General features: G+C 49.4%; 26 protein-coding genes, 2 pseudogenes and 1 riboswitch. Of the genes and pseudogenes, 26 read left to right on the forward strand and 2 right to left on the reverse strand.

Annotated elements, in window-relative coordinates; genetic code table 11:
- Nucleotides 1-3: 3 nt before the first annotated feature.
- A pseudogene (locus ACIFQM_RS10630) lies at nucleotides 4-327 on the reverse strand (phospholipase D-like domain-containing protein); the annotation flags it as partial.
- Between the two features lie 272 nt (nucleotides 328-599).
- On the opposite strand from ACIFQM_RS10630, the gene ACIFQM_RS10635 reads away from it, so the two are divergent.
- The 3 genes from ACIFQM_RS10635 to ACIFQM_RS10645 are packed head-to-tail and all read left to right on the forward strand — an operon-like array spanning nucleotide 600 to nucleotide 2313.
- A complete protein-coding gene (locus tag ACIFQM_RS10635) occupies nucleotides 600-1025 on the forward strand; it encodes a DMT family transporter (protein WP_430038689.1) in 426 nt (141 codons plus the stop codon).
- 57 nt (nucleotides 1026-1082) lie between these two features.
- Complete coding sequence (locus tag ACIFQM_RS10640) at nucleotides 1083-1784, forward strand: Crp/Fnr family transcriptional regulator (RefSeq protein ID WP_430038687.1); 702 nt, start codon at nucleotides 1083-1085, stop codon at nucleotides 1782-1784.
- Between the two features lie 37 nt (nucleotides 1785-1821).
- Nucleotides 1822-2313: a DMT family transporter gene (locus tag ACIFQM_RS10645; RefSeq protein ID WP_430038686.1), complete on the forward strand. Its 492-nt coding sequence runs from the start codon at nucleotides 1822-1824 to the stop codon at nucleotides 2311-2313.
- Nucleotides 2314-2379: 66 nt separating this feature from the next.
- Here ACIFQM_RS10645 and ACIFQM_RS10650 read toward each other — a convergent pair.
- A pseudogene (locus ACIFQM_RS10650) lies at nucleotides 2380-3154 on the reverse strand (Rpn family recombination-promoting nuclease/putative transposase); the annotation flags it as partial.
- Nucleotides 3155-3402: 248 nt separating this feature from the next.
- Between ACIFQM_RS10650 and fni the strand changes: the two are divergent.
- From fni to atpD, 23 genes are all read left to right on the forward strand, one after another.
- Nucleotides 3403-4503, forward strand: a complete 1101-nt coding sequence (fni, locus tag ACIFQM_RS10655; protein ID WP_430038684.1) for a type 2 isopentenyl-diphosphate Delta-isomerase — start codon at nucleotides 3403-3405, stop codon at nucleotides 4501-4503.
- Entirely contained in the window at nucleotides 4500-4994 is a 495-nt protein-coding gene (locus tag ACIFQM_RS10660; RefSeq protein ID WP_430038682.1) for a GNAT family N-acetyltransferase, read from the forward strand. Before fni ends, ACIFQM_RS10660 begins: the two co-directional genes overlap by 4 nt.
- Nucleotides 4995-5137: 143 nt before the next feature.
- The gene (gene ychF, locus ACIFQM_RS10665) at nucleotides 5138-6238 is read left to right on the forward strand and encodes a redox-regulated ATPase YchF (protein WP_430038680.1); all 1101 of its coding nucleotides are present in this window, start codon (nucleotides 5138-5140) and stop codon (nucleotides 6236-6238) included.
- 214 nt (nucleotides 6239-6452) lie between these two features.
- A complete protein-coding gene (gene prfA, locus ACIFQM_RS10670) occupies nucleotides 6453-7520 on the forward strand; it encodes a peptide chain release factor 1 (RefSeq protein ID WP_025683383.1) in 1068 nt (355 codons plus the stop codon).
- 3 nt (nucleotides 7521-7523) lie between these two features.
- Nucleotides 7524-8423 carry a peptide chain release factor N(5)-glutamine methyltransferase gene (gene prmC / locus ACIFQM_RS10675; protein ID WP_430048719.1) on the forward strand — a complete coding sequence of 300 codons (900 nt, stop codon included), beginning with the start codon at nucleotides 7524-7526 and terminating at the stop codon, nucleotides 8421-8423.
- 75 nt (nucleotides 8424-8498) lie between these two features.
- Entirely contained in the window at nucleotides 8499-9692 is a 1194-nt protein-coding gene (locus ACIFQM_RS10680; RefSeq protein WP_430048716.1) for an FtsW/RodA/SpoVE family cell cycle protein, read from the forward strand.
- A 255-nt stretch (nucleotides 9693-9947) separates the two neighbouring features.
- Nucleotides 9948-10640, forward strand: coding sequence for a stage II sporulation protein R (spoIIR, locus tag ACIFQM_RS10685; RefSeq protein WP_430048714.1), 693 nt, complete (start codon nucleotides 9948-9950; stop codon nucleotides 10638-10640).
- Between the two features lie 113 nt (nucleotides 10641-10753).
- Nucleotides 10754-11992 carry an L-threonylcarbamoyladenylate synthase gene (locus tag ACIFQM_RS10690; RefSeq protein WP_430065442.1) on the forward strand — a complete coding sequence of 413 codons (1239 nt, stop codon included), beginning with the start codon at nucleotides 10754-10756 and terminating at the stop codon, nucleotides 11990-11992.
- A gap of 193 nt (nucleotides 11993-12185) precedes the next feature.
- Nucleotides 12186-12746 carry a manganese efflux pump MntP family protein gene (locus tag ACIFQM_RS10695; protein WP_430038669.1) on the forward strand — a complete coding sequence of 187 codons (561 nt, stop codon included), beginning with the start codon at nucleotides 12186-12188 and terminating at the stop codon, nucleotides 12744-12746.
- 35 nt (nucleotides 12747-12781) lie between these two features.
- On the forward strand, nucleotides 12782-13366 hold the full coding sequence (locus ACIFQM_RS10700; RefSeq protein WP_430038667.1) for a low molecular weight protein arginine phosphatase: 585 nt from the start codon (nucleotides 12782-12784) through the stop codon (nucleotides 13364-13366).
- Between the two features lie 78 nt (nucleotides 13367-13444).
- Nucleotides 13445-13526: riboswitch (ZMP/ZTP riboswitch) on the forward strand.
- Between the two features lie 227 nt (nucleotides 13527-13753).
- The gene (locus ACIFQM_RS10705; protein ID WP_430038665.1) at nucleotides 13754-14341 is read left to right on the forward strand and encodes a TIGR01440 family protein; all 588 of its coding nucleotides are present in this window, start codon (nucleotides 13754-13756) and stop codon (nucleotides 14339-14341) included.
- A gap of 124 nt (nucleotides 14342-14465) precedes the next feature.
- Nucleotides 14466-15716, forward strand: coding sequence for a serine hydroxymethyltransferase (gene glyA, locus ACIFQM_RS10710; protein WP_430065444.1), 1251 nt, complete (start codon nucleotides 14466-14468; stop codon nucleotides 15714-15716).
- 310 nt (nucleotides 15717-16026) lie between these two features.
- Nucleotides 16027-16656 (forward strand): uracil phosphoribosyltransferase, encoded by a 630-nt coding sequence (gene upp / locus ACIFQM_RS10715; RefSeq protein WP_013312332.1) that lies wholly within the window; start codon nucleotides 16027-16029, stop codon nucleotides 16654-16656.
- A 106-nt stretch (nucleotides 16657-16762) separates the two neighbouring features.
- Complete coding sequence (gene wecB, locus ACIFQM_RS10720) at nucleotides 16763-17932, forward strand: non-hydrolyzing UDP-N-acetylglucosamine 2-epimerase (protein ID WP_430038661.1); 1170 nt, start codon at nucleotides 16763-16765, stop codon at nucleotides 17930-17932.
- 170 nt (nucleotides 17933-18102) lie between these two features.
- Nucleotides 18103-18357 carry an AtpZ/AtpI family protein gene (locus ACIFQM_RS10725; RefSeq protein ID WP_025683780.1) on the forward strand — a complete coding sequence of 85 codons (255 nt, stop codon included), beginning with the start codon at nucleotides 18103-18105 and terminating at the stop codon, nucleotides 18355-18357.
- On the forward strand, nucleotides 18350-18730 hold the full coding sequence (locus ACIFQM_RS10730) for an ATP synthase subunit I (protein ID WP_044646220.1): 381 nt from the start codon (nucleotides 18350-18352) through the stop codon (nucleotides 18728-18730). Before ACIFQM_RS10725 ends, ACIFQM_RS10730 begins: the two co-directional genes overlap by 8 nt.
- A gap of 29 nt (nucleotides 18731-18759) precedes the next feature.
- Nucleotides 18760-19584, forward strand: coding sequence for a F0F1 ATP synthase subunit A (gene atpB, locus ACIFQM_RS10735; protein WP_430038658.1), 825 nt, complete (start codon nucleotides 18760-18762; stop codon nucleotides 19582-19584).
- Between the two features lie 104 nt (nucleotides 19585-19688).
- A complete protein-coding gene (atpE, locus tag ACIFQM_RS10740) occupies nucleotides 19689-19913 on the forward strand; it encodes a F0F1 ATP synthase subunit C (RefSeq protein ID WP_014278475.1) in 225 nt (74 codons plus the stop codon).
- Nucleotides 19914-20023: 110 nt separating this feature from the next.
- Nucleotides 20024-20512, forward strand: coding sequence for a F0F1 ATP synthase subunit B (gene atpF / locus ACIFQM_RS10745; RefSeq protein WP_430038656.1), 489 nt, complete (start codon nucleotides 20024-20026; stop codon nucleotides 20510-20512).
- Complete coding sequence (locus ACIFQM_RS10750; protein WP_430038655.1) at nucleotides 20509-21054, forward strand: F0F1 ATP synthase subunit delta; 546 nt, start codon at nucleotides 20509-20511, stop codon at nucleotides 21052-21054. The genes atpF and ACIFQM_RS10750 overlap by 4 nt, the downstream gene beginning before the upstream one ends.
- 19 nt (nucleotides 21055-21073) lie before the next feature.
- Nucleotides 21074-22588, forward strand: a complete 1515-nt coding sequence (atpA, locus tag ACIFQM_RS10755) for a F0F1 ATP synthase subunit alpha (RefSeq protein ID WP_025683774.1) — start codon at nucleotides 21074-21076, stop codon at nucleotides 22586-22588.
- 206 nt (nucleotides 22589-22794) lie between these two features.
- Nucleotides 22795-23661 carry an ATP synthase F1 subunit gamma gene (atpG, locus tag ACIFQM_RS10760; RefSeq protein WP_430038652.1) on the forward strand — a complete coding sequence of 289 codons (867 nt, stop codon included), beginning with the start codon at nucleotides 22795-22797 and terminating at the stop codon, nucleotides 23659-23661.
- A 121-nt stretch (nucleotides 23662-23782) separates the two neighbouring features.
- Nucleotides 23783-25183, forward strand: a complete 1401-nt coding sequence (atpD, locus tag ACIFQM_RS10765) for a F0F1 ATP synthase subunit beta (RefSeq protein ID WP_014278469.1) — start codon at nucleotides 23783-23785, stop codon at nucleotides 25181-25183.
- The last annotated feature ends 8 nt before the right edge of the window (nucleotides 25184-25191 follow it).

Raw genomic sequence — 25191 nt, forward strand, 5'->3', positions numbered from 1 at the left:
ATTTTAAAATGTGGTAAAGCCCAACATATCTTGTAAACGATATAGTATATCTTTCCAAAATGTAGAGTTATCCTCGTAAGCTTCCAGATCCAGACTGTATTCAGCTCCCCGGTTATTCCACAATGTATCAAAATAGGCCGCAATCTGTCGGGTCAGCTTACTGTCCGCTGGAGCGGCCACCCGCAATTCATTCTCCAGATTCAGATCGTCCAGATTACGTGGTGTAAAATTCGTGGAGCCGCTCAAAATGATGTGATCTCCTTGTCCCTTGGCAATATAAATCAGCTTGGTATGATATTGCTCATGGGACGTATTATACCAGCGGATTATGTTTAGCCATACGACGGTCAACTCCTCTATATGAATGCTGCATTCAATTTCATCGTGCCGGAACATGCAGTTTATGATGGGATATTATCTAGTTATTAACGCAAATGTACAGGATTGAAGCGTAATGATCGGAAGGAAAGGGTTGGATGGTTGGAGTTGTTTCAGGACATATGTCCTTTATGGTGAGACTAACCTATACTTTAATAAATATGAGGATTTTACAAAATCCTGATATAGAAAAGTCACATAGGTAGGGAGAATAACGATTTATGAGAGGAATTTTGTTTGCTTTTTTGGGAGGCGCTTGTATTACGCTGCAAGGGGTGGCGAATACACGGATTAGTCAGGATATCGGTACATGGCAGGCGGCTACGGTTACTCAACTGACGGGTGTTATTTTGGCGGCATTGGTCTGGATGTTTACACGAGATGGCAGTTTGGTGGAGATGAAGCAGGTGAAGCCCATGTATCTCTTAGGTGGCGCTTTTGCAGCTATCATCATATTCAGTGAAGTCACCGCTATTCAGCATATTGGGGTTACGTTCACGATCTCGGCGCTGTTGATTGCCCAGTTGTGCCTGACCTTCCTGGTTGATATAAACGGATGGTTCGGTGTAGTGAAGCAGAAGATGAAGCTCCCGCAATTTATAGGCATTGGCATGATGATTGCGGGTGTGATCATTTTGAAGCTCTAAATAGAACTTCATTCGGAGATGGAACCCAGAACGTAGAAAACGAAGGTGAGCCCAAGCATGAAAGAAATTCAGGATCAAGAGCAACTGGATCATTTTTTACAATTGCATCAGTTAGAATCGATACTACATGAGCCACTGCGGCCTTATTTGTCGCTGCATCGTTTGGAACAAGGGGAAAAGCTGTGCTCCCAAGGAGATTCCATTGAACATCTGTACATATTGGTACAGGGCAAGGTCAAGATTTATACCAGTTCAACGGAAGGCAAAACACTGGTTCTTTGCTTTAAAACACCGATTGAGATCATAGGAGATGTTGAATATATTCGCAGCAGCAACGTGATCAACACGGTGGAGGCTGTGTCTCCTATATATGTAATCGGTATTCACCACCAGTGGATGAATAAATATGGCAGAGACTACGCTCCAATGCTGCAATTTTTGCTGGATATCGTTACCCGGAAGTTTTGCATGGATTCCGACTTCTCCAGCTTTAACTTAATGTATCCCGTAGAAGTCAGGCTGGCCAGTTATCTGCTATCCGTTTCTTTTGACGAAGGTGATGCTTCTTTTCATGAGGAACTGCGGGCGTCCAGTCTCGTAGATGTGGCGAATTTAATCGGAACCAGCTACAGGCATCTCAACCGTGTGATTCGCAAGATGAGCGCAGATGGATTGGTGGAACGAGCACGGGGCTATATTGTGATTCGTGACAGAGAAGGTTTGGGTCAACTGGCAGGCCATAATATTTATGAAGCATAATCAATCGTAAAAGAACTAGCGGGGGAGAGCTGAAATCATGCTATTAGGAATTGTACTGGCGGTTATCGCAGGAGCCTTTGTTAGCCTGCAAACGATATTCAATAATAAGGTGAACGAACGAACAGGCTCATGGGCCACAACCACACTTGTGCTGGGAATGGGGTTTCTAGCCTCCTTGCTCGGCAGTCTTATTTTTGCAGGGAAAAATACATTTACACTACAGCATATGCAGCCCTGGTACTGGTTCAGTGGAATGATTGGTGTTGGGGTGGTGTTCTGTCTAGTACAAGGAGTGAAGCTGCTGGGTCCGACTTATGCGATCTCTATCGTATTAACGGCACAATTGGGCACTGCTTTGCTGTGGGATTGGTTAGGTTGGCTAGGACTGGAAAAGATTCCGTTCACCTTTACCAAGCTGATCGGTGTGCTGGTCATTATCGGAGGCATTTTGATATTCAAGTTCGGCAACGGACGTACGAAGGAACAACAAGAAAGTATTTCACATGTGCCTGATTCAATGAAGGGATAAGGGATGTTAATATGACCTGGGTAATCCCAACCATTTGAAGCTGGGATTACCCATTTTTTCGGCCCATTAAAGCGGCTTTAAAACCTTGATTTCTTCTTCGGAGAGACCTGATGCTTGAGCGATAATAGGCAATTCAATACCAAGAGCGAGAAGATTTCGGGCCATTTCCTCCTTTCCTTCTTTCCTTCCTTTTGCCCTATTTCTTGTCCTATCTTCTTTCCCGCGGCAATGCCTTTTATTGTGGCCCCTTCAATCATGGAAGCTTCATCGTGGAGATACTTTTGCCGTGCTTCATACTGTCTGCGTGCCTCTTCGTTTTGACTTAGGAACTCCAGGGTATCCATCGCTTTCTTTAAAACAGGCTCTTTCATCGTCAGTACCTCCCACTTGGATTGATCCGTACCTTTTAGAAACAACAGCCAATTGACAAGGCCCCCCTCTTCCATAGACACAGCTTGCTCATTCAGTTTTGGCAACTCCAGAAAGTGTACTTCAATATCGTCAATCAAGGAAATTCCAGTGCGATCCTCTCGCAAGTGAAACACATTGTGGTATAGCTCATTGGGCAAAAAGGAGTAATTTAAAATGTTAATGGTCACACATCTTTTTAAGCTGCTGTATGGCTGACCTTCCTGTAATTGGCCTGAATACTGCTTACTCCAGTAAAATAGCGTTCTTTTTTCAGTATCGTATTTATTAAAAAGCTGCATTTCTACATTGATAATCTCACCTTCTGTCGTTTTGGCGCGGATATCCAGGATCGACTGCTTATCGCGCGGAGAGTCTTTATCCGTATAGGGATTGAGCAGGATATTTCACTAAGTGGAGGTTTTCCAGCCTTCCATTATAACATTTTCATGATTCATTGCGTAGCTTAAAACAGGTACAAATGGACGCAGAAATGTTCACTGATTGTGTATATATTTTTCCATTCATGATACAATAAATGTACCTTAAAATAGCCGTTTTCAAGAGCTTAACCAAAAAGTAGACGATAGATAGATCGGTTACCGTGTTCGGGAGCGGTCTTATTTGTGTTTTCAGAACAGTGTAAATACATGAAGTGACTTGAAATGAGGTGGGACATAGATGAGTAATGTGGAAAATAAACCGGAAGCACCTAAGGGTTTTGGCAAATCCGGTTCTTTGCTGCCTGCTGCACGCACAGGTGAACGGAAGATAGAGCATGTCCGCCTTTGTTTGCAGGAGGACGTGGCAGGTCAAGGCATCACGAATGGACTGGAGCGCTTTGCCTTTAAACACTGTGCTCTGCCTGAGCTGCATTTTGATGAAATACGTCTGGACACTACTTTTCTGGGACGAGCTGTGCGAACGCCACTGTTGATTAGCTCTATGACAGGTGGTAGCGCCGAGACGGGAGCGATTAATGAGCGCTTGGCAGAAACAGCGGAGAAACGCGGCTGGGCGCTGGGGGTAGGCTCGGTGCGGGCTGCGGTGGAAAAGGAAGAATTGGCTCCGACCTTTGCGGTTCGCCGTCTGGCACCAAGTGTTCCAATCCTTGCCAATCTGGGATTGGTGCAGTTGAACTACGGATTTGGTGTGGACGACTGTCGCCGTGCGGTGGAGATTGCCGGAGCGGACATGCTGGTACTTCATTTGAACGGATTGCAGGAGGTTTTCCAGCCCGAAGGGAACCTGGATTTTAGCGGATTGCTTGGACGTATTGAGGAGTTGTGCAGCCAGCTTTCAGTGCCAGTAGGTGTGAAGGAAGTAGGCTGGGGGATAGATGGTGAGACGGCTTCGAGATTGTACGATGCGGGGGTAGCTCTTATTGATGTCGCGGGCGCAGGCGGTACAAGCTGGAGTCAGGTGGAAAAATTCCGTAATCCCGATCCTGTACGCCGTGCAGCGGCGGAAGCATTTGCGGATTGGGGAAACTCCACCGCAGACTGTATCGTAGAAGTCAGAGCCGCTCAGCCCAATGGTGCTCTGATAGGCAGTGGTGGATTGAGAGACGGCGTCGATGCAGCCAAGGCACTTGCCTTGGGCGCTGATATGGCTGGTTTCGGACGTTCCTTGCTTGGCTCGGCGGTTGCCTCCAGAGAGGCGTTGGAGGCGCGTTTGGAGCAGGTGGAGCTGGAATTGCGCACAGTCATGTTCGGAATTGGAGTAGCTGGGATTAAAGGACTTAAAGACACGACTCGGTTGAGAAAGAAGGTGAACGCATGAGCAGCATTGTAACCTTGGTACCGATGGACGCAGAGCAATATGAACGGTTTGAGCAGCGCTCGCTGGCAGACTACGCTGATGAAAAAATCCAGGCTGGCACATGGACGGTGGAAGAAGCGCCGGAACGCGCGGCAGAAAGCTTTGCCCGATACCTGCCACAGAGACTGGATACTCCCCATGCTCACCTTTACATGCTGATGTATTCGGATACGGATGATATAGAGAGCCCAGAGGAAGCAGGCTATATCTGGTTCAATATGACGGATAGCGTGCAAGGAAAAGAAGCTTTTCTGCTAGATATTCTCGTCTACGATTCATATCAGGAGCGGGGGTTAGGTACGCTGGCGATGGGGGCCCTGGAACAGGAAGCTCGCAGGCTGGGCGCTGTCCGCATTGGTTTGCACGTATTTGGGCATAATGAACGGGCTTTGCATGTGTATCGCAAGTCCGGCTATCGGGTTACAGATATTCAGATGAGCAAAGAGATTTAAAGGAAGAAGTAGAGAATGTAGCAAAATCCTGAAAAGTCACAGCCGTATGCTTGCCGCATGTATGGGTTCTCATATATAATGTGGGTTGGTAAACTAACGGATGGCATAACGCACATTTTATATAAACGGGAGTTGTTCTGATTATGGCTTTAAAAGCGGGGATTGTGGGTCTTCCGAATGTTGGAAAATCAACACTGTTTAACGCAATAACGCAGGCGGGTGCGGAATCCGCAAACTATCCATTTTGTACGATTGACCCGAATGTGGGTGTCGTTGAAGTACCGGATGAGCGGCTGGATAAGCTGACTGAACTGGTTGTGCCGAACAAAACGGTGCCGACGGCTTTTGAATTTGTTGATATTGCAGGACTTGTACGCGGCGCGAGCAAGGGCGAGGGTTTGGGTAACAAGTTTCTGGCTCATATTCGTGAAGTAGATGCGATTGTACATGTGGTGCGTTGTTTTGAAGATGAGAACATTACCCATGTAGACGGCAAAATCGACCCGATCAGTGACATTCAGACCATTAATCTGGAGCTGATTCTGGCGGATATCGAAAGCGTAGACAAGCGTATTGAGCGTTCCCGCAAAAACATGAAGGGTGGCAACAAGCAATACACCCAGGAAGTTGAAGTGCTGGATCGGATCAAGGAATCACTGTATGCTGATAAGCCTGCGCGCAGCGTGGAATTGTCGGATGAAGAACAACTGATTGTACGTGATCTTCATTTGCTTACGATGAAGCCTGTTCTGTACGCTGCTAATGTTAGCGAAGACGGCGTAACGGAAGCAGACAGCAATCCATATGTGCAAAAGGTTCGCGATTTTGCTATAGCGGAAAATGCAGAAGTAGTGCCGATTAGCGCCAAAGTAGAATCTGAAATTGCCGAGCTGGAAGGCGAAGACAAGGCAATGTTCCTAGAGGAACTGGGACTGGCTGAATCCGGCCTGAATCGTCTGATCAAAGCCGCTTACCGCTTGTTGGGGCTGTATACGTATTTCACAGCAGGTGTGCAGGAAGTACGCGCATGGACCATTCACAAAGGAACAAAGGCGCCGGGCGCTGCAGGCGTAATCCATACGGATTTTGAACGCGGATTTATTCGTGCCGAGGTTGTATCCTACAACGATTTGGTTGCTGCTGGTTCTATGAACGGGGCTAAGGAACGTGGTCAGCTTCGTTTGGAAGGTAAGGAGTATGTGGTACAAGACGGAGACGTTATGCATTTCCGTTTTAATGTATAACATTAGGTTTGCAGTATAAAACATTGAGCTAAATAAAGTAGTCGCTGCCTGTACTTCGGTGGCGGCTTTTTGTTATTAAATTATGGTTGTTATTCCATTCATGAATTAGAAGTATTTTTAGTAGCTAATTAGTTAATTAGTTGGTATAATAAAGAGCTGTAGCCAGTGAATTTGAATCTGGCATCATATTAATTTAACTGAAGAGGTGAATCGCTTGTTGGACCGATTGCAATCATTGGCGGACCGCTACGATAAACTGAGCGAACTGCTCTGCGATCCGGATGTAGCGAACGATAGCAAGAAACTTAGAGATTATTCCAAAGAACAGTCTGATTTACAGCCTGCTTATGAAGCATATACCGAATATAAAACTGTCGTTGAAGAGCTGGACGCTGCTAAAGCGATGCAGGCCGAAAAGCTGGACGACGAGATGCGTGAAATGGTGAAAATGGAGATTGATGAGCTCAGTGCCCGCAAGCGGGAGCTGGACGAGAAAATCCGCATTTTGCTGCTGCCGAAGGACCCGAATGATGATAAAAATGTGATTATCGAGATTCGTGGCGCAGCGGGTGGTGACGAAGCGGCATTGTTCGCGGCGGATCTGTACCGGATGTACACTCGTTATGCCGATACCCAAGGCTGGCGTGTAGAGCTGATGGACGCGAACATGAATGACCTCGGAGGCTTCAAAGAGGTTATTTTCATGATTAACGGACGCGGTGCATACAGCAAAATGAAATTCGAAAGCGGAGCACACCGCGTACAGCGGATTCCGACGACGGAATCCGGCGGACGTATTCATACGTCTACATCTACGGTATCCGTTATGCCTGAGGCCGAAGAAGTGGATGTTGAAATTTCCGACAAGGATATCCGCGTAGATACGTTCTGCTCCAGCGGTGCTGGCGGTCAGTCCGTTAATACGACCAAGTCGGCGGTGCGTGTCACGCATATGCCAACAGGCATTATGGCAACCTGTCAGGACGGTAAATCCCAAAACTCCAACAAGGAGAAGGCACTCCAGGTTTTGCGTGCCCGTATTTCGGATATGCTTCGTCAGGAAGAGGAAGCCAAATATGCAGGCGAGCGTAAGAGCAAGGTAGGCACCGGGGATCGCAGTGAGCGTATTCGTACCTACAACTTCCCGCAAAGCCGTGTAACAGATCATCGCATCGGGCTGACCATGCACAAGCTGGATCAGGTGATGAACGGGGAGATTGAAGAAATCGTATCGGCGCTCACGATTGCAGAGCAGGCTGATTTGATGGAACAAGAGGTCTAAGTTTTGGGACACGAATGCGATCTTGTGTATCGGATGTCGCCGGAACGGAGTATGAGTATCAGAGAAGCCTTAGTTGAGGCTTCTTCTTTTTTAGGGAGCTGCGGCGTGCTGGAGCCGCAGCATAACGCCCGCCTGCTGCTGGAGCATGTGCTAGGGCTGGAAGGCACGGCGTTCTACGCTGCGCTGGGCGATCCGTTCCCAACCTCTGAGAAGGAGGCGTGGGAAGCAGTCATAGCCCGCAAAGCAGCGGGTGAACCGGCGCAGTATATTATCGGACGGCAGGAGTTTTATGGCCGTCCGTTCGCGGTTTCGCCATCGGTGCTGATTCCGCGGCCCGAGACAGAGCTGCTCGTCGAGGCCATACTTCAGCACGGCGACCGGCTGTGGCCGGACGGCGCTCCGCAGGCGCTCGATATCGGCGCGGGCAGCGGGGCGATTGCCGTCACGCTGGCGGCTGAGCGACCCCGCTGGCGCGTGGCGGCGGGGGACATCTCCGCCGCAGCGCTGGAGATGGCGGCGCATAACGCCACTGCCAACGGCGCAGCCGTGGAGCTGCGCGAAGGCGACCTGCTGGCGCCGTTCGCGGGGGAGGCGGTGGACATCCTGGTGTCCAATCCGCCGTATATCCCGGCCGCCGACATCGCAGGCTTGCAGCCGGAGGTGCGCGACCATGAGCCGCGCATGGCACTGGATGGCGGGCCTGACGGACTTGGCCCGTATCGGGCGATGCTGGAGCAGCTTGGGCTGCTTCAGGCTCCGCCGCGGTTGATCGGGTTTGAGCTGGGCATGGGACAGGCCAGAGACGTGGCTGGACTGCTGGAGCAGGCAGGTCATTGGAATACGATTCTAATCGTTCCAGACCTTGCTGGAATCGAACGTCATGTCCTGGGCGTTGCGGAATAATGCTGCATTTTCTTTTTGCGAGTCTTTCCTTTAGAATAAAAGGAGTATGACCGAGAAACGGCTCAGGGGGAAATCATGCTTCAGAAATTGAAAAAAATTGACGGTCCGGTGATCTTCATTCTGGTTTTACTGATGGCAATCAGCATCATAACAGTATATAGTGCGGGCAGGGGCCCTACGAATATTGTGGAGCACGGCAATGACTATAGGAAGATGATCGGGTATTATATATTGGGTTTTGTGGCGATCTTGGGTATAGCGGTAGTCGATTTTCGAATATTTATTAAAAAATCACTATATGTATATGGAGGCGGAATATTCCTGCTCGCTCTCGGCTTTTTTGGCGGTACGGTTAACAATTCTCAGGGCTTTTTGAAAATTGGTGGCTTGAACCTTCAGCCCGCTGAGGTATTCAAGCTGGTTCTTATCATTTTTCTGACTTATATGCTGATGAAGAAGCGCAAGAGCAAGCTGTATTTTGTTCAGGATGTACTTCCGGTTGCTCTGGTGAGCTTTGTCCCCTTTGCTATGGTCATGGTGCAAAATGACTTGGGAAATGCACTCGGATACATCGTCATTGTCATTGGTATGTTATGGATTGGTAATGTGAAGGCATCCCATGCACTGATCGGATTTACCATCTTTGCGGTAGCGGTCGGCGGTGGACTTAAAGCTTATATTTCCTTTCATGATCAGATTGATACCTTTATGAAGGGGATTGGCCGTAGTCACTGGGTAGAGCGGCTGGACCCTTGGCTGGTACCGGAAAAAGCGACGGCAAAGGCATCTTACCATACCAAAAATGCCAAGCTGGCGATTGCCTCTGGCGGGATGATGGGCAAAGGCTTTTTGCAGGGGACTTCGGTGCAATCCGGTCGTGTGCCTTACACGTATGCGGATTCTATTTTTGTGGTCGTAGCGGAGGAATTTGGCTTTGTCGGCTCGTCGGTGCTGCTGTTGCTATATTTTATTTTGATACACCGAATGATCCTGATCTCGCTGGAATGCCGTGACCGTGCTGGACCGTATCTTATCGTCGGTATTGTATCCATGCTACTGTATCAGATTTTTGAAAATATCGGCGCGTTTTTGGGTATCATGCCACTGACGGGAATTACGCTCCCTTTTATAAGCTATGGGGGGACGTCGTTGCTCATTAACATGGCTAGTATTGGCTTGGTTATGAGTATTAAGGTCCACGGTCAGGAACTGGAGGACGATCTGCCACAGCCATCCAGAGTGAGTTTGGCGAAGGAGAAGAAGGCTTAATGCTATGCTTCTAAATGGATGTCACTTGATGCTTAGGGTGAGGAGAAATAGTGAGATACGAAGGGCCCAGATTGTGTGAAATCTGGGCTTTTTCGTATTCGCGGATTGCTCCGAAGCTTCGGCCCAGATCCATGTGCTTGATGTAGGGTGTATTGGGTGTTTTTAAAATGGTCTTGAACATTTTACGAGATTGATAGGTTTAGCCTCTCCCAAACCGGACAGACTGATAGACATGATATATTTGGGGGGATTGGGATGAGAAGCTGGACCAAGCAAACTGCAATGATACTATTTTGTATTTCAATATTATTGATGTCGTGGGAAGGTCAAAAAACAGATGCCGCCATGACACCAGCGATAAGAGGGTCTGTAGTGGCAGGGATGGCAACGACAGGAGCCGGCGTCATTCCTCATGATTCCATCCGATTGCGCATTTTGGCCAATTCGGATCGTCCAGAGGATCAGCTGGTAAAACGTGAAATTAGGGATACCATCGTACAACAGATGGATGCGTGGGTTGGCAAGCTAGAAAACCCGCAAAGTTTGGATCAGGCCAGAGTGCTGATTGCTGCTCATTTACCCGAGATTGACCGTTTGGTAGGTGCGGAACTGGCTCGACGGGGCATCTCGTACGATCATCAAGTAGAATTAGCAAACGTACCTTTTCCGACGAAGATGTACGGTGGGCTTGTCTATCCGGCAGGGGATTATGAAGCGCTTCGGGTCACGCTGGGACAAGGCAAAGGGCAAAATTGGTGGTGCGTGTTGTTTCCGCCGTTGTGCTTCATTGATGCAGGCAGCGGGGAAGCGGCAGCTCAAACGGTCTCGGCAAAAGCGGACCAAGGAGGCGGACGGACGAATGCTGCTGACAAGGAGCCGGAAGTACGGTTTTTTCTATGGGATGCATTGACGGGGTTGTGGGGATGGGTGAGTGGTCTTTTTGCCTAATCGTCGTAAGTTGTAGAAAAGAGAACAACGGGTGCCTGCCCCCGGTATGTTATAATGGATATAGGGTTTACAGCTACGAGACTGTATGACAATAAGATATGGGATGATCTAATATGAGTGATAAATCGAACCAAATACAAGGTATGTGCGGAGAGTCTGTGCAGAAGGGAAAATGTGAGCGGGTATTGGACGAACAGGGGCTTCATGGGCTAAAGCCGCCGTTGGCGGATTCCCATACGAAATGGTGGGACGTAAGAGGGTTGGTTGTTGAAGGGGAATCCTCTGGTGAAATGTTATTCGGACAAGTCCGTATCGCGGCGGAAAAAGGCATTCGTGAGGCTGCTGTGCTGCTGCAAGCTGGAGAGACGGTAGCGTTCCCTACCGAGACGGTGTACGGCTTGGGCGCGGATGCGCGTAGCACGGAAGCGGTAGAATCGGTATTCGCCGCCAAAGGGCGTCCTTCCGATAATCCGCTGATCGTGCATATTTCCGACCCTGCCCAGTTGGACGGCATGGTAACGGAAGTGAATGATACGGCGCGGGCGCTGATGGATGCGTTCTGGCCGGGACCGCTGACGCTGGTGCTGCCCATGATGCCGCAAGCCCTGTCGCCCCGTGTGACGGCAGGGCTGGATACGGTCGGTGTGCGCATGCCGGATCATCCGGTAGCGCTGCGTCTGATCGCAGAAGCAGGCTGTCCGCTGGCTGCGCCAAGCGCCAATCGCTCGGGCAGGCCCAGTCCGACCCTTGCACAGCATGTGCGGGAGGACCTGGAGGGCCGCATCGGCGGTATTTTGGACGGTGGCCCCACGGGGGTGGGGCTGGAGTCCACGGTAGTGCAGGCCGGTGACGACGGAATCGTCACCATCCTGCGCCCCGGCGGCGTGACGGCCGAGCAGCTCGCTGCGGTCGCTCGCGCCGTCGAGCTGGACCCTGCGCTCGCCGTCGCTTCGCCCGGCGAGGACGCCGATAGCCCGGCACCACGCTCGCCGGGCATGAAGTACACGCACTACGCGCCGCGAGGCCGCTTGAGCGTAGTGCATGGCCCGTCATCCGCTGAGGTGACGGGCTGGATTCGCGCCGCGCTGGCGGAGGCGTCCGCGCGGGGGGAGCGCACGGCGGTGCTCGCGTTCGATGAGCATGCCGCCGGCTATGCCGGAGAGTGCGTTTACACGCTGGGCAAGCTGGACGCACTCCATGAGGCGGCGCAGCGCCTGTACGGCGTGCTGCGCCGCTGCGATGAGGAAGGCGTCACCTATATTTTGGCGGAAGCCTGTCCGCCGAAAGGGTTGGGAGACGCCGTCATGAACCGCCTGCTCAAAGCTGCGGGCCATCGGATCGTCCGTCTCTAGGACGAACCGGACACTATCCAAACATTTTCCATACATGCAGTCCCCAGGGTTTACGTTTGCAATGGATTAGCCTTTTATCATAGTTATCCTCTCGCCTTATCCCGGTACAGTCACGTTCACCGTATGCTTGTACTGTTTTGCCTCTTGTCCGCATAACGTGTACAAGAGCGGACGGATACTGGGGGGATGGAGTATGCTGGCAGCCTCTGCCCATGCCGGGCAGATTGTAACGATTCTGGTCATGGCTGTAGCGCTGGGGATGGATGCGTTATCGCTGGGCGTAGGGATCGGCATGAAAGGGATACGTCTGCGGGACGTGCTGCGGATCAGCACGGTCATTGGCTTTTTTCACATTCTGATGCCATTGCTGGGTATGTTCACAGGCCATTATATGAGCTCTTTACTGGGTCATGTGACGACCTACTTTGCAGGGGGATTACTCATCCTTTTGGGCGGGCATATGGTTTATAATTCCTTCAAAGGGGACGGAGTACAGGTGCTGGACCATCGTTCGTCCTTAGGCCTTTTGCTATTTGCACTTGGAGTGAGTTTCGACTCCTTTTCTGTCGGGGTGTCACTTGGCATGTTCCAGAGTGACTTGGTACTGACCGTTCTGGCGTTTGGCTTTTGCGGGGGAGCGATGGCGATGCTGGGACTGCTGTTAGGGCGCAGGGTCAGCCGCAATCTGGGAGACTATGGAGAAGCGGTGGGCGGTGCCATTTTACTGGCGTTCGGCTTTATGTTTATGTTTTAATTATATATTATTTCAACATACGGGGGGTGAAGACGTTGAAACATATCTTATTCGTATGCACAGGGAACACCTGTCGCAGTCCGATGGCTGAGGGGATGCTGCGCAAGCTGGCTACTGAGCACGGGCTAGGATTGGAAGTGCGTTCGGCGGGAGTAGCCGCCATGGAAGGTACACCCATTTCCCGACATGCAGAGGCGGTGCTACGTGACCACAATATCTCGGATCAAATCACCTCAACTCCTTTGAATGGTGGGCTCGCCGAGTGGGCACATCTGATTTTAACCTTGACCCAAGGGCATAAGCAGCACGTCATTCAGCGCTTTCCCCAAACGGTGGGCAAAGTGTTTACGGTCAAGGAATATGTGGAGGACCGGGATTCGGTGCTGAATGATGTGCAGGAGCTGGATGGCCTGTACGCTTCACAACAACTGATGGGTTCGCTGGGTCAGGAGCTTTCGGCACGGGAGCGCGAGCGGATGATCGAACTGTGCCAACGTATTCCGGGCTTTGATATTTCCGATCCGTTCGGCGGTTCGCGTGAAGATTACGATGTCACGGCTGGGGAAATCCGAACGGCGCTGCATAAGCTGGTGGACAAGCTAAAGGCTTTGTCCGAATAAAGTTTGTATCACTCTTCTATTTTGTACGGGATCTGTTGATTTTCGGCGGCTAATCCGTTAAGATAAGGTGGAAAAACAAGAATCCGGTGTAACTGGCGACAAAAGTGGGATTAACCACGATGGAGCACCGGATATACGGCCGGTCGCCTGGGCAAAAGAGCAAATCCACATGGGCTGTGGACTGCTCTTTTTTCGTATATGAGCTAGGTCCAGCCTCCGATGGCCTTCTGTCCAGACAAATGACAATGATTCTTCCATTTTTCCTGCTCGAAATCCGATTCATCGGCTATAATATAGTCAGATTGTGATTCAGGAGAGAGTGTGTTGAACATGGTGCATAAGCCTGTGCTCAGTCTCTGTAGGGCTGTTCAACCAAAGGAGGTTCCAATGGCAGGACAATTGGGTCATGAGGTTACGCTTGAAGCGCAGACCGCTTCTGTCGTGAAGGAAATGGCAGAAGTATCCAGTCTCAAGGCTGGTCGCCTGTTGGTTATCGGCGTAAGCACCAGTGAGGTGGCGGGAAGCCGGATTGGCACGGCGGGAGCGCTCGATGTGGCGCAGCAATTGCTGGCTGGAGTGGAGTCCGTTCGCAGGGCGTACGGTTTTGATGTGGCGTTTCAATGCTGCGAGCATTTGAACCGTGCGCTGGTGGTTGAGCGAGCCGTGCTGGAGCGGCTGGGACTGACGGAGGTTGCCGCCGTTCCCGTTCGTACAGCAGGCGGATCTATGGCTACCGTCGCCTATCGTGCGCTGGAAGATGCATGTCTGGCGGCGAATGTACAGGCGCATGCGGGGGTAGACATTGGCGAGACGCTGATCGGTATGCATATGCGGACAGTTGCTGTTCCGTTTCGTCCAGGCCTTCGCTGGATTGGCGAAGCGCGTGTTACGGCGGCGTTCACTCGTCCACCGCTCATCGGCGGACAACGAGCAGTGTATAGTCTGGAGCAAGAAGGCGGCGGAAGCTGCGACTAGCATTTGTATTTTGGATTGGACAGCATGTTTGTATCTTTTTTGTATTGATGATGAGGTACCCAACATAGGAGCGGGCGCTTGCCTGTAGACCTGACAATTGACCATGGAGAGGGAGTAATAAATCATGATGGAACATCTGCGTAAGAGTGACCCGGCAGTGCTGGAAGCAATGGGACTTGAACTGAAGCGACAACGCCACAATATCGAGCTGATCGCATCCGAAAATATCGTCAGCGAAGCGGTAATGGAAGCAATGGGCTCCGTACTGACAAATAAATATGCTGAAGGTTATCCGAGCAAACGCTACTACGGTGGCTGTGAGCATGTAGATATCGTCGAGGACATTGCACGTGACCGTGCCAAAGAACTGTTCGGTGCAGAGCATGCTAACGTACAGGCTCACTCTGGAGCGCAAGCGAACATGGCGGTATATCTGGCAGCTCTTAGACCTGGAGATACCGTACTGGGTATGAACCTGGCGCACGGCGGCCATTTGACTCACGGAAGCCCGGTTAACGCCTCCGGCTTGTTGTATAACTTTGCCGCTTACGGCGTACGTGAAGACAACTTCCGCATCGACTATGATGAAGTGCGCAAGGCAGCCTTCAAGCATCGCCCTCGTCTGATTGTAGCCGGCGCGAGCGCATATCCGCGCATCATTGATTTTGAAGCCTTCGCTTCCATTGCCAACGATGTGGGCGCTCTGTTCATGGTCGATATGGCACATATCGCGGGTCTTGTGGCAGCGGGTATTCATCCAAGCCCGGTTCCACATGCTCAATTTGTAACAACAACGACTCACAAAACGCTGCGTGGTCCGCGTGGAGGTCTGATTTTGACTCGCAAAGCATGGGCGCAAGCGATTGATAAAGCTATTTTCCCGGGTACTCAAGGGGGGCCGTTGATGCATGTGATTGCATCCAAAGCCGTTGCCTTGGGTGAAGCACTCCAGCCTTCCTTCAAAACCTATGCGCAAAACGTAGTTCGCAACGCCCAGGTGCTGGCTGAGACATTGCTGGCTGAAGGCATTAACATTGTATCTGGCGGTACGGATAATCACCTGATGCTGCTGGACACGCGTAGCTTGAACATTACTGGAAAAGAAGCGGAGCATGTGCTGGATTCTGTAGGCATCACGGTGAATAAAAACGCGATTCCTTTCGACCCGACCAGTCCGTTCGTTACCAGCGGAATCCGCATTGGTACACCTGCTGCAACGTCCCGTGGTATGGATGAAGAGGCTATGGTCAAAATCGGCAAAATCATTGCCGAAACCCTCAAAAATCCGAAGGATGATACAGTATTGTCTAAAGCCAGCCAAGCTGTTGGCGAACTGACAGACAAATTCCCGATCTACCCAGGTATTCAATACTAATCTATCTGTTTGTTAAGGCTGTTTTTCCTACGTAAGTCGGAGGGGAAACAGTCTTTTTTTTGATTTCTAGCGATTCTGCCTGTTTCTGGCGAAGTATACATTTTACCTGTCATATCTTCCTCTTGACAAAAGGTTGCGGTGGCAGGTGTTAAAACAATCAAGGGAATGTTATAATAAACAGGATTTACAGGCACGCATTGCATCTGTGCTTATTTGGTTTGTACAAATAGGTTACATAGATCCTTTCCATACAGGATGTTCGATATTCTGGTGCGAAAGAACGTGACGATAATACCGGAGGGAATATATCATGGCAAAACTGGTGGTTTGTGATCACCCTTTGATCCAACACAAACTTACATTTATCCGCGATGTGCGGACCAACACCAAGGATTTTCGCGAACTGGTGGATGAAGTAGCAACATTGATGGCTTATGAAATTACGCGGGATATCCCGCTGGAGAGCATTACGGTGCAGACACCGGTTGCTGAGACAGAAGGCAAGGTTATTTCCGGTCGCATGCTGGGTCTCATTCCAATCTTGCGTGCAGGCTTGGGAATGCTGGATGGCGTTGTCAAACTGCTGCCAGCAGCAAAGGTAGGGCATGTGGGACTGTTCCGTGATCCCGAAACCTTGCAGCCTGTGGAATACTATACGAAGCTGCCTACAGACGTGACTGAGCGTGAATTGATCGTAATTGATCCGATGCTTGCAACGGGCGGATCGGCGATCGCGGCTATTGATGTGTTGAAAAAGAGAGGCTGTACCCAAATTAAAATGATGAATTTGATTGCCGCTCCTGAGGGGGTCAAGGCTGTTCAGGATGCCCATCCTGATGTAGATATTTATGTTGCTGCACTGGACGAGCGTCTGGATGATCACGGCTACATTATTCCGGGTCTTGGTGATGCGGGAGACCGTCTGTACGGAACCAAGTAAACGGCCTCTGGTTCGGCATAATATATGGGCGTTACGGACAAGTCGTTTTTCATAGGAGAACGGTCTTGAAACCGGACGTTTATTTTGAAAAGGAGTTCAACAGAAAATGTCCAAAATCAAAGTGATGACTATTTTTGGCGTGCGTCCGGAAGCGATTAAGATGGCTCCTCTTATTTTGGAGCTTCAACGTCACCCCGAGCATATCGAGTCCGTAGTATGCGTAACGGCTCAACATCGCCAAATGCTCGATCAGGTTCTGGAAGTTTTTAATATCCACCCTGACTATGATCTGGATGTGATGAAGGATCGTCAGACGCTTAATGAAATTTCCATTCGTGTACTTCAAGGATTGGAGCCTGTGTTACGTGAGGCAAAGCCTGATATCGTGCTTGTTCACGGGGATACGCTGACGACCTTTCTGGCCAGCTACGCGGCCTTTATGCAACAGATCGAAGTGGGGCATGTGGAAGCGGGCTTGCGGACGTGGAACAAGCTTTCTCCGTACCCTGAGGAAATGAACCGTCAACTGACAGGAGTGCTGTCTGATCTTCATTTTTCTCCTACAACTTTATCTGCTGGGAATTTGCGGAAGGAAAATAAACCTGAATCGCGAATATATGTAACAGGCAATACCGTGACTGACGTATTTCAGTATACGGTTCGTCAGGATTACGAGCATCCGGTGCTGGAGTGGGCTAAAGGCAAGCGTCTGATTCTGATGACGGCACACCGCCGGGAGTCCCAAGGGGAGCCGCATCGCCAAATTTTTAGTGCGGTCAAACGGATCGCGGACGAGTTTGAGGATATCGCTATCGTGTATCCGGTTCATCCGAGTCCGGCTGTGAAGGAGCCTGCATTTGAGATTTTAGGCAACCATCCGCGCATTAAGCTGATTGATCCGCTGGATGTGGTGGATTTACACAATTTTTATCCGCACACTCATCTCATTCTTACCGATTCCGGTGGTCTTCAGGAGGAAGCACCTTCATTCGGCGTGCCTGTACTGGTACTGCGTGATACGACTGAAAGACCGGAAGGAATTGAAGCTGGCACATTGGAGCTGGTGGGTACGAGTGAAGAGAACGTCTACAATCGTACTAAGGCTCTTTTGACGGATTCTGCATTATATGAGTCTATGAGTCAGGCAGCAAATCCTTATGGCGATGGCCGAGCTTCGGTAAGAATTGTCAATGCTATTTTGCACCATTATGGTGTTCAATCCGAACGTCCTGAAGAATTTCACACAATGTTCACAAAAGGTGTCCGCACCACATAATCATCCTTACAGGGTAAGCATACAGTTAAACTGTACGGTTACCAAGGGATACGGAATTTTAAGATGCTTTGTCGACTGATTTTATACTTTAGGGCACTAAAATATCTCAATTGACAAAGCATCTTATATTTAAGTAAAATGGACTGGAATTGCAGGGGTGACATGGAAAAGTGGTCAAACCTTCCAAGCAAAACAACAACCGAAATAACACCGGAAATGCCTTCAAGGCAATTGGACTGGTGAGCGCTATCGGCATTGATTTGGCCGTGTGTACACTGGGTGGTTTTTATGCCGGAAAGTGGCTAGACGCCAAACTTGGTGGTTCCGGAATTTGGATTGGCGTAAGCGTTCTCGCAGGCTTGGTTGTAGGCGCATTGAGTATTGCCCTTGTGATCGGAAAGGTATTGAGGGATAACCATGAGTGAGATGACCCGAATGCAAAAAATGTTATGGATCGTAGCGCTTTGTATTATGGCTCTGTGTTTCCTGGTCTCCGCCTTCATGCCCCAACATCGTGACATTGCTCACGGAATCATTCTGGGAACGGGAGTAAGCTGTCTTAATGTGCTGTATATGGCCTACAAAATTCGACAGGTTGCGAGTGCGGCTGCCGGTGAAGGCAAGAAGAAAAGGGTGGGCATCGGCTTTGGAGTTCGTGTAGCGACCTCCATTTTGGCAGTAGTGCTGGCGATAGAATTTCCGGCCTATTTCCATGAGATTGCTGTAATGGCAAGCCTGGTAACTGGACAGTTTCTTCTTTTAATTATAGGCATCATATTCGCGCTACAGGAAAAATGATGGCTCAACTGAGAAAGGGGTGAGAAAACATGTTGCATGAATCACCGATTATCGAATTGGGCGGGTTTAACATTGACTTGTCCGTCATTATTATGCTTTTTGTAACTTGCGCGATTGTGTTTGGACTGGCTTTTGCTGCAACGCGCAATTTGTCTGTGGACAATCCAAGCAAGCTGCAAAACTTTATGGAATGGGTCGTTGAATTCGTTCAAGGACTGATTACCAGCACGATGGATTTGAAAAAAGGGAAGCCGTTCCTCTCCTTGGGGATGACGCTGATCATGTTCATTTTTGTCGGAAATATGCTGGGCTTACCATTTGGTATTGTGACCGATTTCGATAATACGCAAAGTGCCCAAGTATTTGGACACCAAATCATTCCAGTCAAGGAAGCATTAGTACAAGCACAGGCGGCTCATCCTGGCGAACTTGCTCACGTGGGTGTCAGCTGGTGGAAATCACCTACCGCAGATGCAGGGGTGTCCATTGGTCTGGCATTGATGATCTTTGTGCTGGTTCATTTCCTGGGAATCTTCCGTAACACCAAAGCTTATTTCAAGCATTACATTCAGCCATTCCCTTTCTTTTTGCCAATTAACCTGATTGAGCAGTTCTCGAAACTTTTGACACATGGTATGCGTCTATTCGGTAATATCTTTGCCGGCGAGGTTTTGATTAGTGTGCTGCTGAAATTGACAGCAGTTGGTGTTGGAGGGTGGATTGCCTCCGTACTGGGGCTAATTGTATGGCAAGGATTCAGTATCTTTGTCGGCAGTATTCAGGCGTTCGTCTTTACCATTTTGACGTTCGTGTATATTTCACAGGCAATTGATACGCATGAAGAAGAGCATTAGGTCATTTCAGTTTCCGGTTTTTAGTTAAGTTCAGGAGTGCGCTTCGCTCTTAACTGCAAATACATGTACAACACAAATACACATCTCTAAGGAGGATTTTTAAAATGGGAGCTTGGGCATTAATAGCAGCAGCTATCGCAGTAGGTTTGGGTGCGCTCGGCGCAGGTATTGGTAACGGTCTGATCGTAAGTAAAACAGTTGAAGGTATCGCTCGTCAGCCAGAAGCAAAAGCTTCATTGCAAACTGTCATGTTTATCGGTGTAGGTCTGGTCGAAGCACTGCCAATCATCGGTGTCGTTCTGGCATTCATTTTCTACGCAGCAGCTTAATTGAATGGAAGCAAGGTTTGGCGGGGAAGGCACAGCCATCCGCGCCTTCTTTGTTCGTTTGAAGAATGAAAGATCCAGGACTGACGTTCACCGGAAAGGAGTGACTTCAATTGAGTTTAAATTGGACAAGTATCGTTTTTACTTTAATTGCATTTTTGATCTTGTACTGGTTGCTAACCCGTTATGCATTTGGCCCCCTCTTTTCAATTATGGAGAAGCGGCGTGAGCTTGTTTTGAAGCAAATGAATGAAGCGGCACAGACGCGTGAACAGGCCACTGCCTATGTTGAGGAGCAAAAGCAGGCTCTCCAACAGGCACGTAAAGAAGCCTACGATATTATCGAGCAGTCGAAACAAACAGGTAGCAAGCAAGCGGAGCAAATTATCGTTCAGGCCAAGGACGAAGCTGTCCGCCTGAAAGACGAAGCTGTTCGTGAGATCACAAGCGAGCGCAATAAGGCAGTTGCCGAGCTGCGCAGCGAAGTGGGCCGGGCTTCAGTACAAATCGCTTCCAAGCTGATTCAAAAAGAAATCAAGGAAGATCAAGTCCAGGGAGAGCTTGTCGACCAGTACCTTAAAGAGGTAGGAGGCAAAGCATGAGCCGGGATACGGTAGTTGCCAAACGCTATGCGAAAGCTTTGTTTGAAGTGGCGGAGCAAGAGCACACCATTATGGAGACCGAGCAAGAGCTGCGTGCTTTTGTAGAAGCTGTCTCTGGGGATGCTGAAATCCGTAAGTTCATCAACTCTCCTAACATTACGGAAGCGGTCAAGCTTCAGGTTCTGGCTAACAGTTTTGAGGGCAAGCTGTCTGCCCCGCTGATCAACACGATTAAGCTGTTGATCCAGCGCAGCAGAGCAGATTTGTTCGAATCTCTTCTCGCCGGATACCTTGATATTCAGGAGTACAAGCTGGGACTTGCCCATGCAAAGGTGTATTCCACTTATGCGCTCAGTGAGCAGGAAAAAACAGCGGTAGCCGAGCAATTCGGAGCCCGTGAACATAAAACAATCCGTGTGGAAAACATAGTGGACCCGAGTCTGCTGGGCGGATTGAAAGTGGTTATCGGCGATACACTGTACGACGGCAGTCTGGCCGGCAAGCTGGATCGTCTCGAGAAATCCTTTAACAGACGAGTATAGAAGATAGGGGTGAACACACTTGAGTATCAAACCTGAAGAAATCAGTTCATTGATTAAAAGTCAGATTGAACAATATAAAAATGATATCGAGGTCGTTGAAGTCGGCACTGTTGTTGAAGTCGGCGACGGTATTGCCCGCGTCTACGGACTGGAAAAAGTCATGTCCGGTGAATTGGTTGAATTCGAAAACGGCGTTTTGGGCTTGGCGCTCAACGTGGAAGAAAGCAATGTCGGTGTTGTTATTCTCGGTCAATTCTCCGATATCCGCGAAGGCGGCCAAGTGAAACGTACAGGTCAGATCATGCAGGTTCCTGTAGGGGAAGCATTGATCGGACGTGTTGTTAATCCGCTGGGACAACCAGTTGACGGTAAAGGCCCGATTGCTACAACGGAATTCCGTCCGGTAGAAAGCCAAGCTCCAGGTGTTATGGCCCGTAAATCGGTACATGAGCCAATGCAGACGGGGATTAAAGCTATTGATGCGATGGTTCCGATTGGTCGCGGTCAACGCGAGCTGATTATCGGTGACCGTCAAACAGGTAAAACCTCTATTGCGATTGACGCGATTTTGAATCAAAAAGGCAGCGGAATGAAATGTATTTATGTTGCCATCGGCCAAAAGCAATCTACGGTAGCTCAAGTTGTTGAAACCTTGCGTCGTCATGGTGCTTTGGAATATACGATTGTCGTTACAGCGGCAGCTTCCGACCCATCACCGTTGCTCTATATCGCACCTTACTCTGGTTGCGCTATGGGTGAGTATTTTATGTACAAAGGCGAGCACGTATTGGTTGTATACGATGACTTGACCAAACAAGCGTCAGCTTACCGGGAACTTTCCCTGTTGCTGCGTCGTCCACCGGGCCGTGAGGCATATCCAGGTGACGTTTTCTATCTGCATTCCCGCTTGCTGGAACGTGCTGCGAAGCTGAATGACGAGTTAGGCGGCGGATCGCTAACTGCGTTGCCATTCATCGAAACACAGGCTTCCGACGTATCTGCCTATATTCCAACGAACGTTATTTCCATCACAGACGGACAAATCTTCCTCGAAGCTGACTTGTTCTATGCAGGACAACGTCCAGCGATTAACGTAGGTATTTCTGTATCCCGTGTAGGTGGTTCGGCTCAGATCAAAGCGATGAAAAAGGTTGCAGGTTCTCTGCGTCTGGATCTCGCCCAATATCGTGAGCTTCAAGCGTTCTCCCAATTCGGTTCTGATTTGGACAAGTCCACCAAAGCTCGTCTGGATCGCGGCGCGCGTATGATGGAGATTTTGAAACAGGGTGTTAATCAGCCGCTGGCTGTAGAGCAACAGGTTGTGAGCCTGTACACTGCGGTAAAAGGCTTCCTGGATGATATTCCTGTAGCAGACGTGAAACGTTTTGAGAAAGACTTCCTTTCTTATATGGAGTCTGATCATCAAGATATTCTTCAATCTATTCGTGATACAAAAGATTTGGTACCTGATAACGATGCGGCTCTCAAAGCAGCTATCGAGAAATTCAAAAAATCATTTGCCACGTCGGTTTAATACATTGGAATTTGCCAGTTTATGACGAGAAGTGTCCTAAGGAAGCGTGCCCTCCGGGCTGTGGCTTCCTTGGCATGTTTTATCCTCAATAACAGGCCTTTTATGATTAGTCCGGCTCGACTGTCCTTCATCATGGACGGCCGGATATCCAGAACCGGTTTACGAAGTTAGCTTTGGCTTTGCCAAAGCTTGAAGGTGGTGAAATCATGGCAAAAGGTATGCGCGAGATTAAACGTCAGATCAAAAGTGTGCAGAGTACGAAGCAGATTACGAAAGCGATGGAGATGGTAGCTGCATCCAAGCTTAGAAAAGCTCAGGAGAAGGCTGAGGCGGCTCGTCCTTATTCGGAAAAGCTTAGGGAAGTTGTGACCAGTATTGCTGCGGGGTCAAACAATGTTAAGCACCCGATGCTGGAATCGCGTCCGGTCAAAAAGACAGCATATCTCATCATTACATCTGATCGTGGTCTGGCTGGTGGTTATAATGCCAACATTTTGCGGCAGGTTACACAGACAATTGCGGAACGTCACCGTTCACAGAATGAATTTACAATTTTCATTATTGGACGAAAAGGACGGGACTATTTCAGACGCCGCGAGTTTCCTATTGCCGAGTCGGTAACAGATCTGTCGGATACACCTGCTTTTGCAGATATCAAGACGATTGCCAACAAAGCTGTGCAGGGTTTTGAGCTCAAAGAATTTGATGAGCTGTATCTATGCTATAACCGCTTTGTTAATGCATTGACTCAGATTCCAACCGTTGACCGTCTGTTGCCTATGGCGACGCCGGATTCCGCTGCTGCTGCATCCTCGATTAACTATGAGTATGAGCCGTCACCGGAAGGAGTGCTGGAAGTACTGTTGCCGCGATACGCGGAAACACTCATCTATGGTGCTTTGCTGAACGGTAAGGCGAGTGAACTGGGAGCGAAAATGACAGCAATGGGATCTGCCACTAAAAATGCTACGAAGCTGATTGGTGAGCTGTCGCTGACCTATAACCGTGCTCGTCAAGCGGCTATTACCCAGGAAATTACGGAAATCGTGGCAGGGGCAAGTGCCCAGTCTTAATGGGTTTTTTTGCGGACTGCTGCATAGCTGGTTCTATACTAATATGATAATTTGCGGGCGCAAAACAAATCGTGTAGCTCGGATTTGCGGCTGTGCAAGCTTGTAGGAGGGAAACCAAAAGATGAACAAAGGACGCGTAGTGAGCATCATGGGTCCGGTTGTCGACGTTGAGTTTGAACGTGGACAGCTTCCAGAAATCCTGAATGCCATTCATATTGGGACTGTGCTGGAGAACGGAGTCAAAGTTGACCTGACGCTCGAAGCATCGAAACACCTTGGTGACAACCGTGTGCGTTGTATTGCCATGTCTTCCACAGATGGTCTGGTTCGTGGAGTTGAAGCGATTGATCAGGGAGCACCTATTTCGGTACCTGTCGGTGAAGCAACTCTGGGACGCGTATTTAACGTACTTGGAACGCCAATTGATAATGGTACTGATTTGAGTGAAGCAGCTAGAAATCCGATTCACCGTCAGGCTCCAGCCTTCGATGAATTGACAACTCAAGCAGAAATGCTCGAAACCGGCATTAAAGTTATCGACCTGCTGGCTCCTTACGCCAAAGGCGGTAAAGTCGGATTGTTTGGTGGTGCCGGTGTAGGTAAGACCGTAACCATTCAGGAATTGATTAACAATATCGCTCAGGAACATGGTGGTATTTCCGTATTCGCAGGTGTTGGTGAACGTACGCGTGAGGGAAATGACTTGTACCATGAAATGAGAGATTCCGGCGTTATCAATAAAACGGCGATGGTGTTCGGACAAATGAACGAGCCTCCAGGCGCGCGTTTGCGTGTTGCCCTTACCGGTCTGACGATGGCGGAGTATTTCCGTGATCAGGAAGGCCGTGACGTATTGCTCTTTATTGATAACATTTTCCGCTTTACTCAAGCGGGTTCCGAGGTTTCCGCCCTGTTGGGACGTATGCCTTCGGCAGTAGGTTACCAGCCTACACTGGCAACTGAGATGGGTCAATTGCAAGAACGGATTACTTCTACTAAAAAGGGTTCTGTTACTTCCATTCAGGCCATCTATGTGCCTGCGGATGACTACACTGACCCGGCTCCTGCTACAACGTTTGCCCACTTGGATGCAACGACAAACCTGGAGCGTAAAATTTCCGAGATGGGTATTTACCCGGCGGTTGATCCACTAGCATCAAGCTCCCGGATTTTGGCTCCAGAAGTTGTAGGTGAAGAGCACTACAATGTAGCACAAGGTGTAAAACAAATCTTGGCCCGCTATAACGAGCTTCAGGATATCATTGCCATCCTGGGTATGGACGAGCTAAGTGAGGAAGACAAAATGCTGGTAGCCCGTGCGCGCAAAATCCAGCGTTTCCTGTCCCAACCTTTCCACGTTGCCGAAACGTTCAACGGCTTCCCGGGTAAATATGTACCGGTTAAAGAAACTGTACGAAGCTTCAAAGAAATTCTGGAAGGCAAGTATGATCATCTTCCAGAAGCGGCCTTCCTTTTTGTAGGGGCCATCGAGGAAGCGGTAGAAAAAGCCAAAACGCTGTAGCATACAGG

This window comes from Paenibacillus sp. NRS-1782 (assembly GCF_050467685.1).
GTDB classification, from domain to species: domain Bacteria; phylum Bacillota; class Bacilli; order Paenibacillales; family Paenibacillaceae; genus Paenibacillus; species Paenibacillus terrae_A.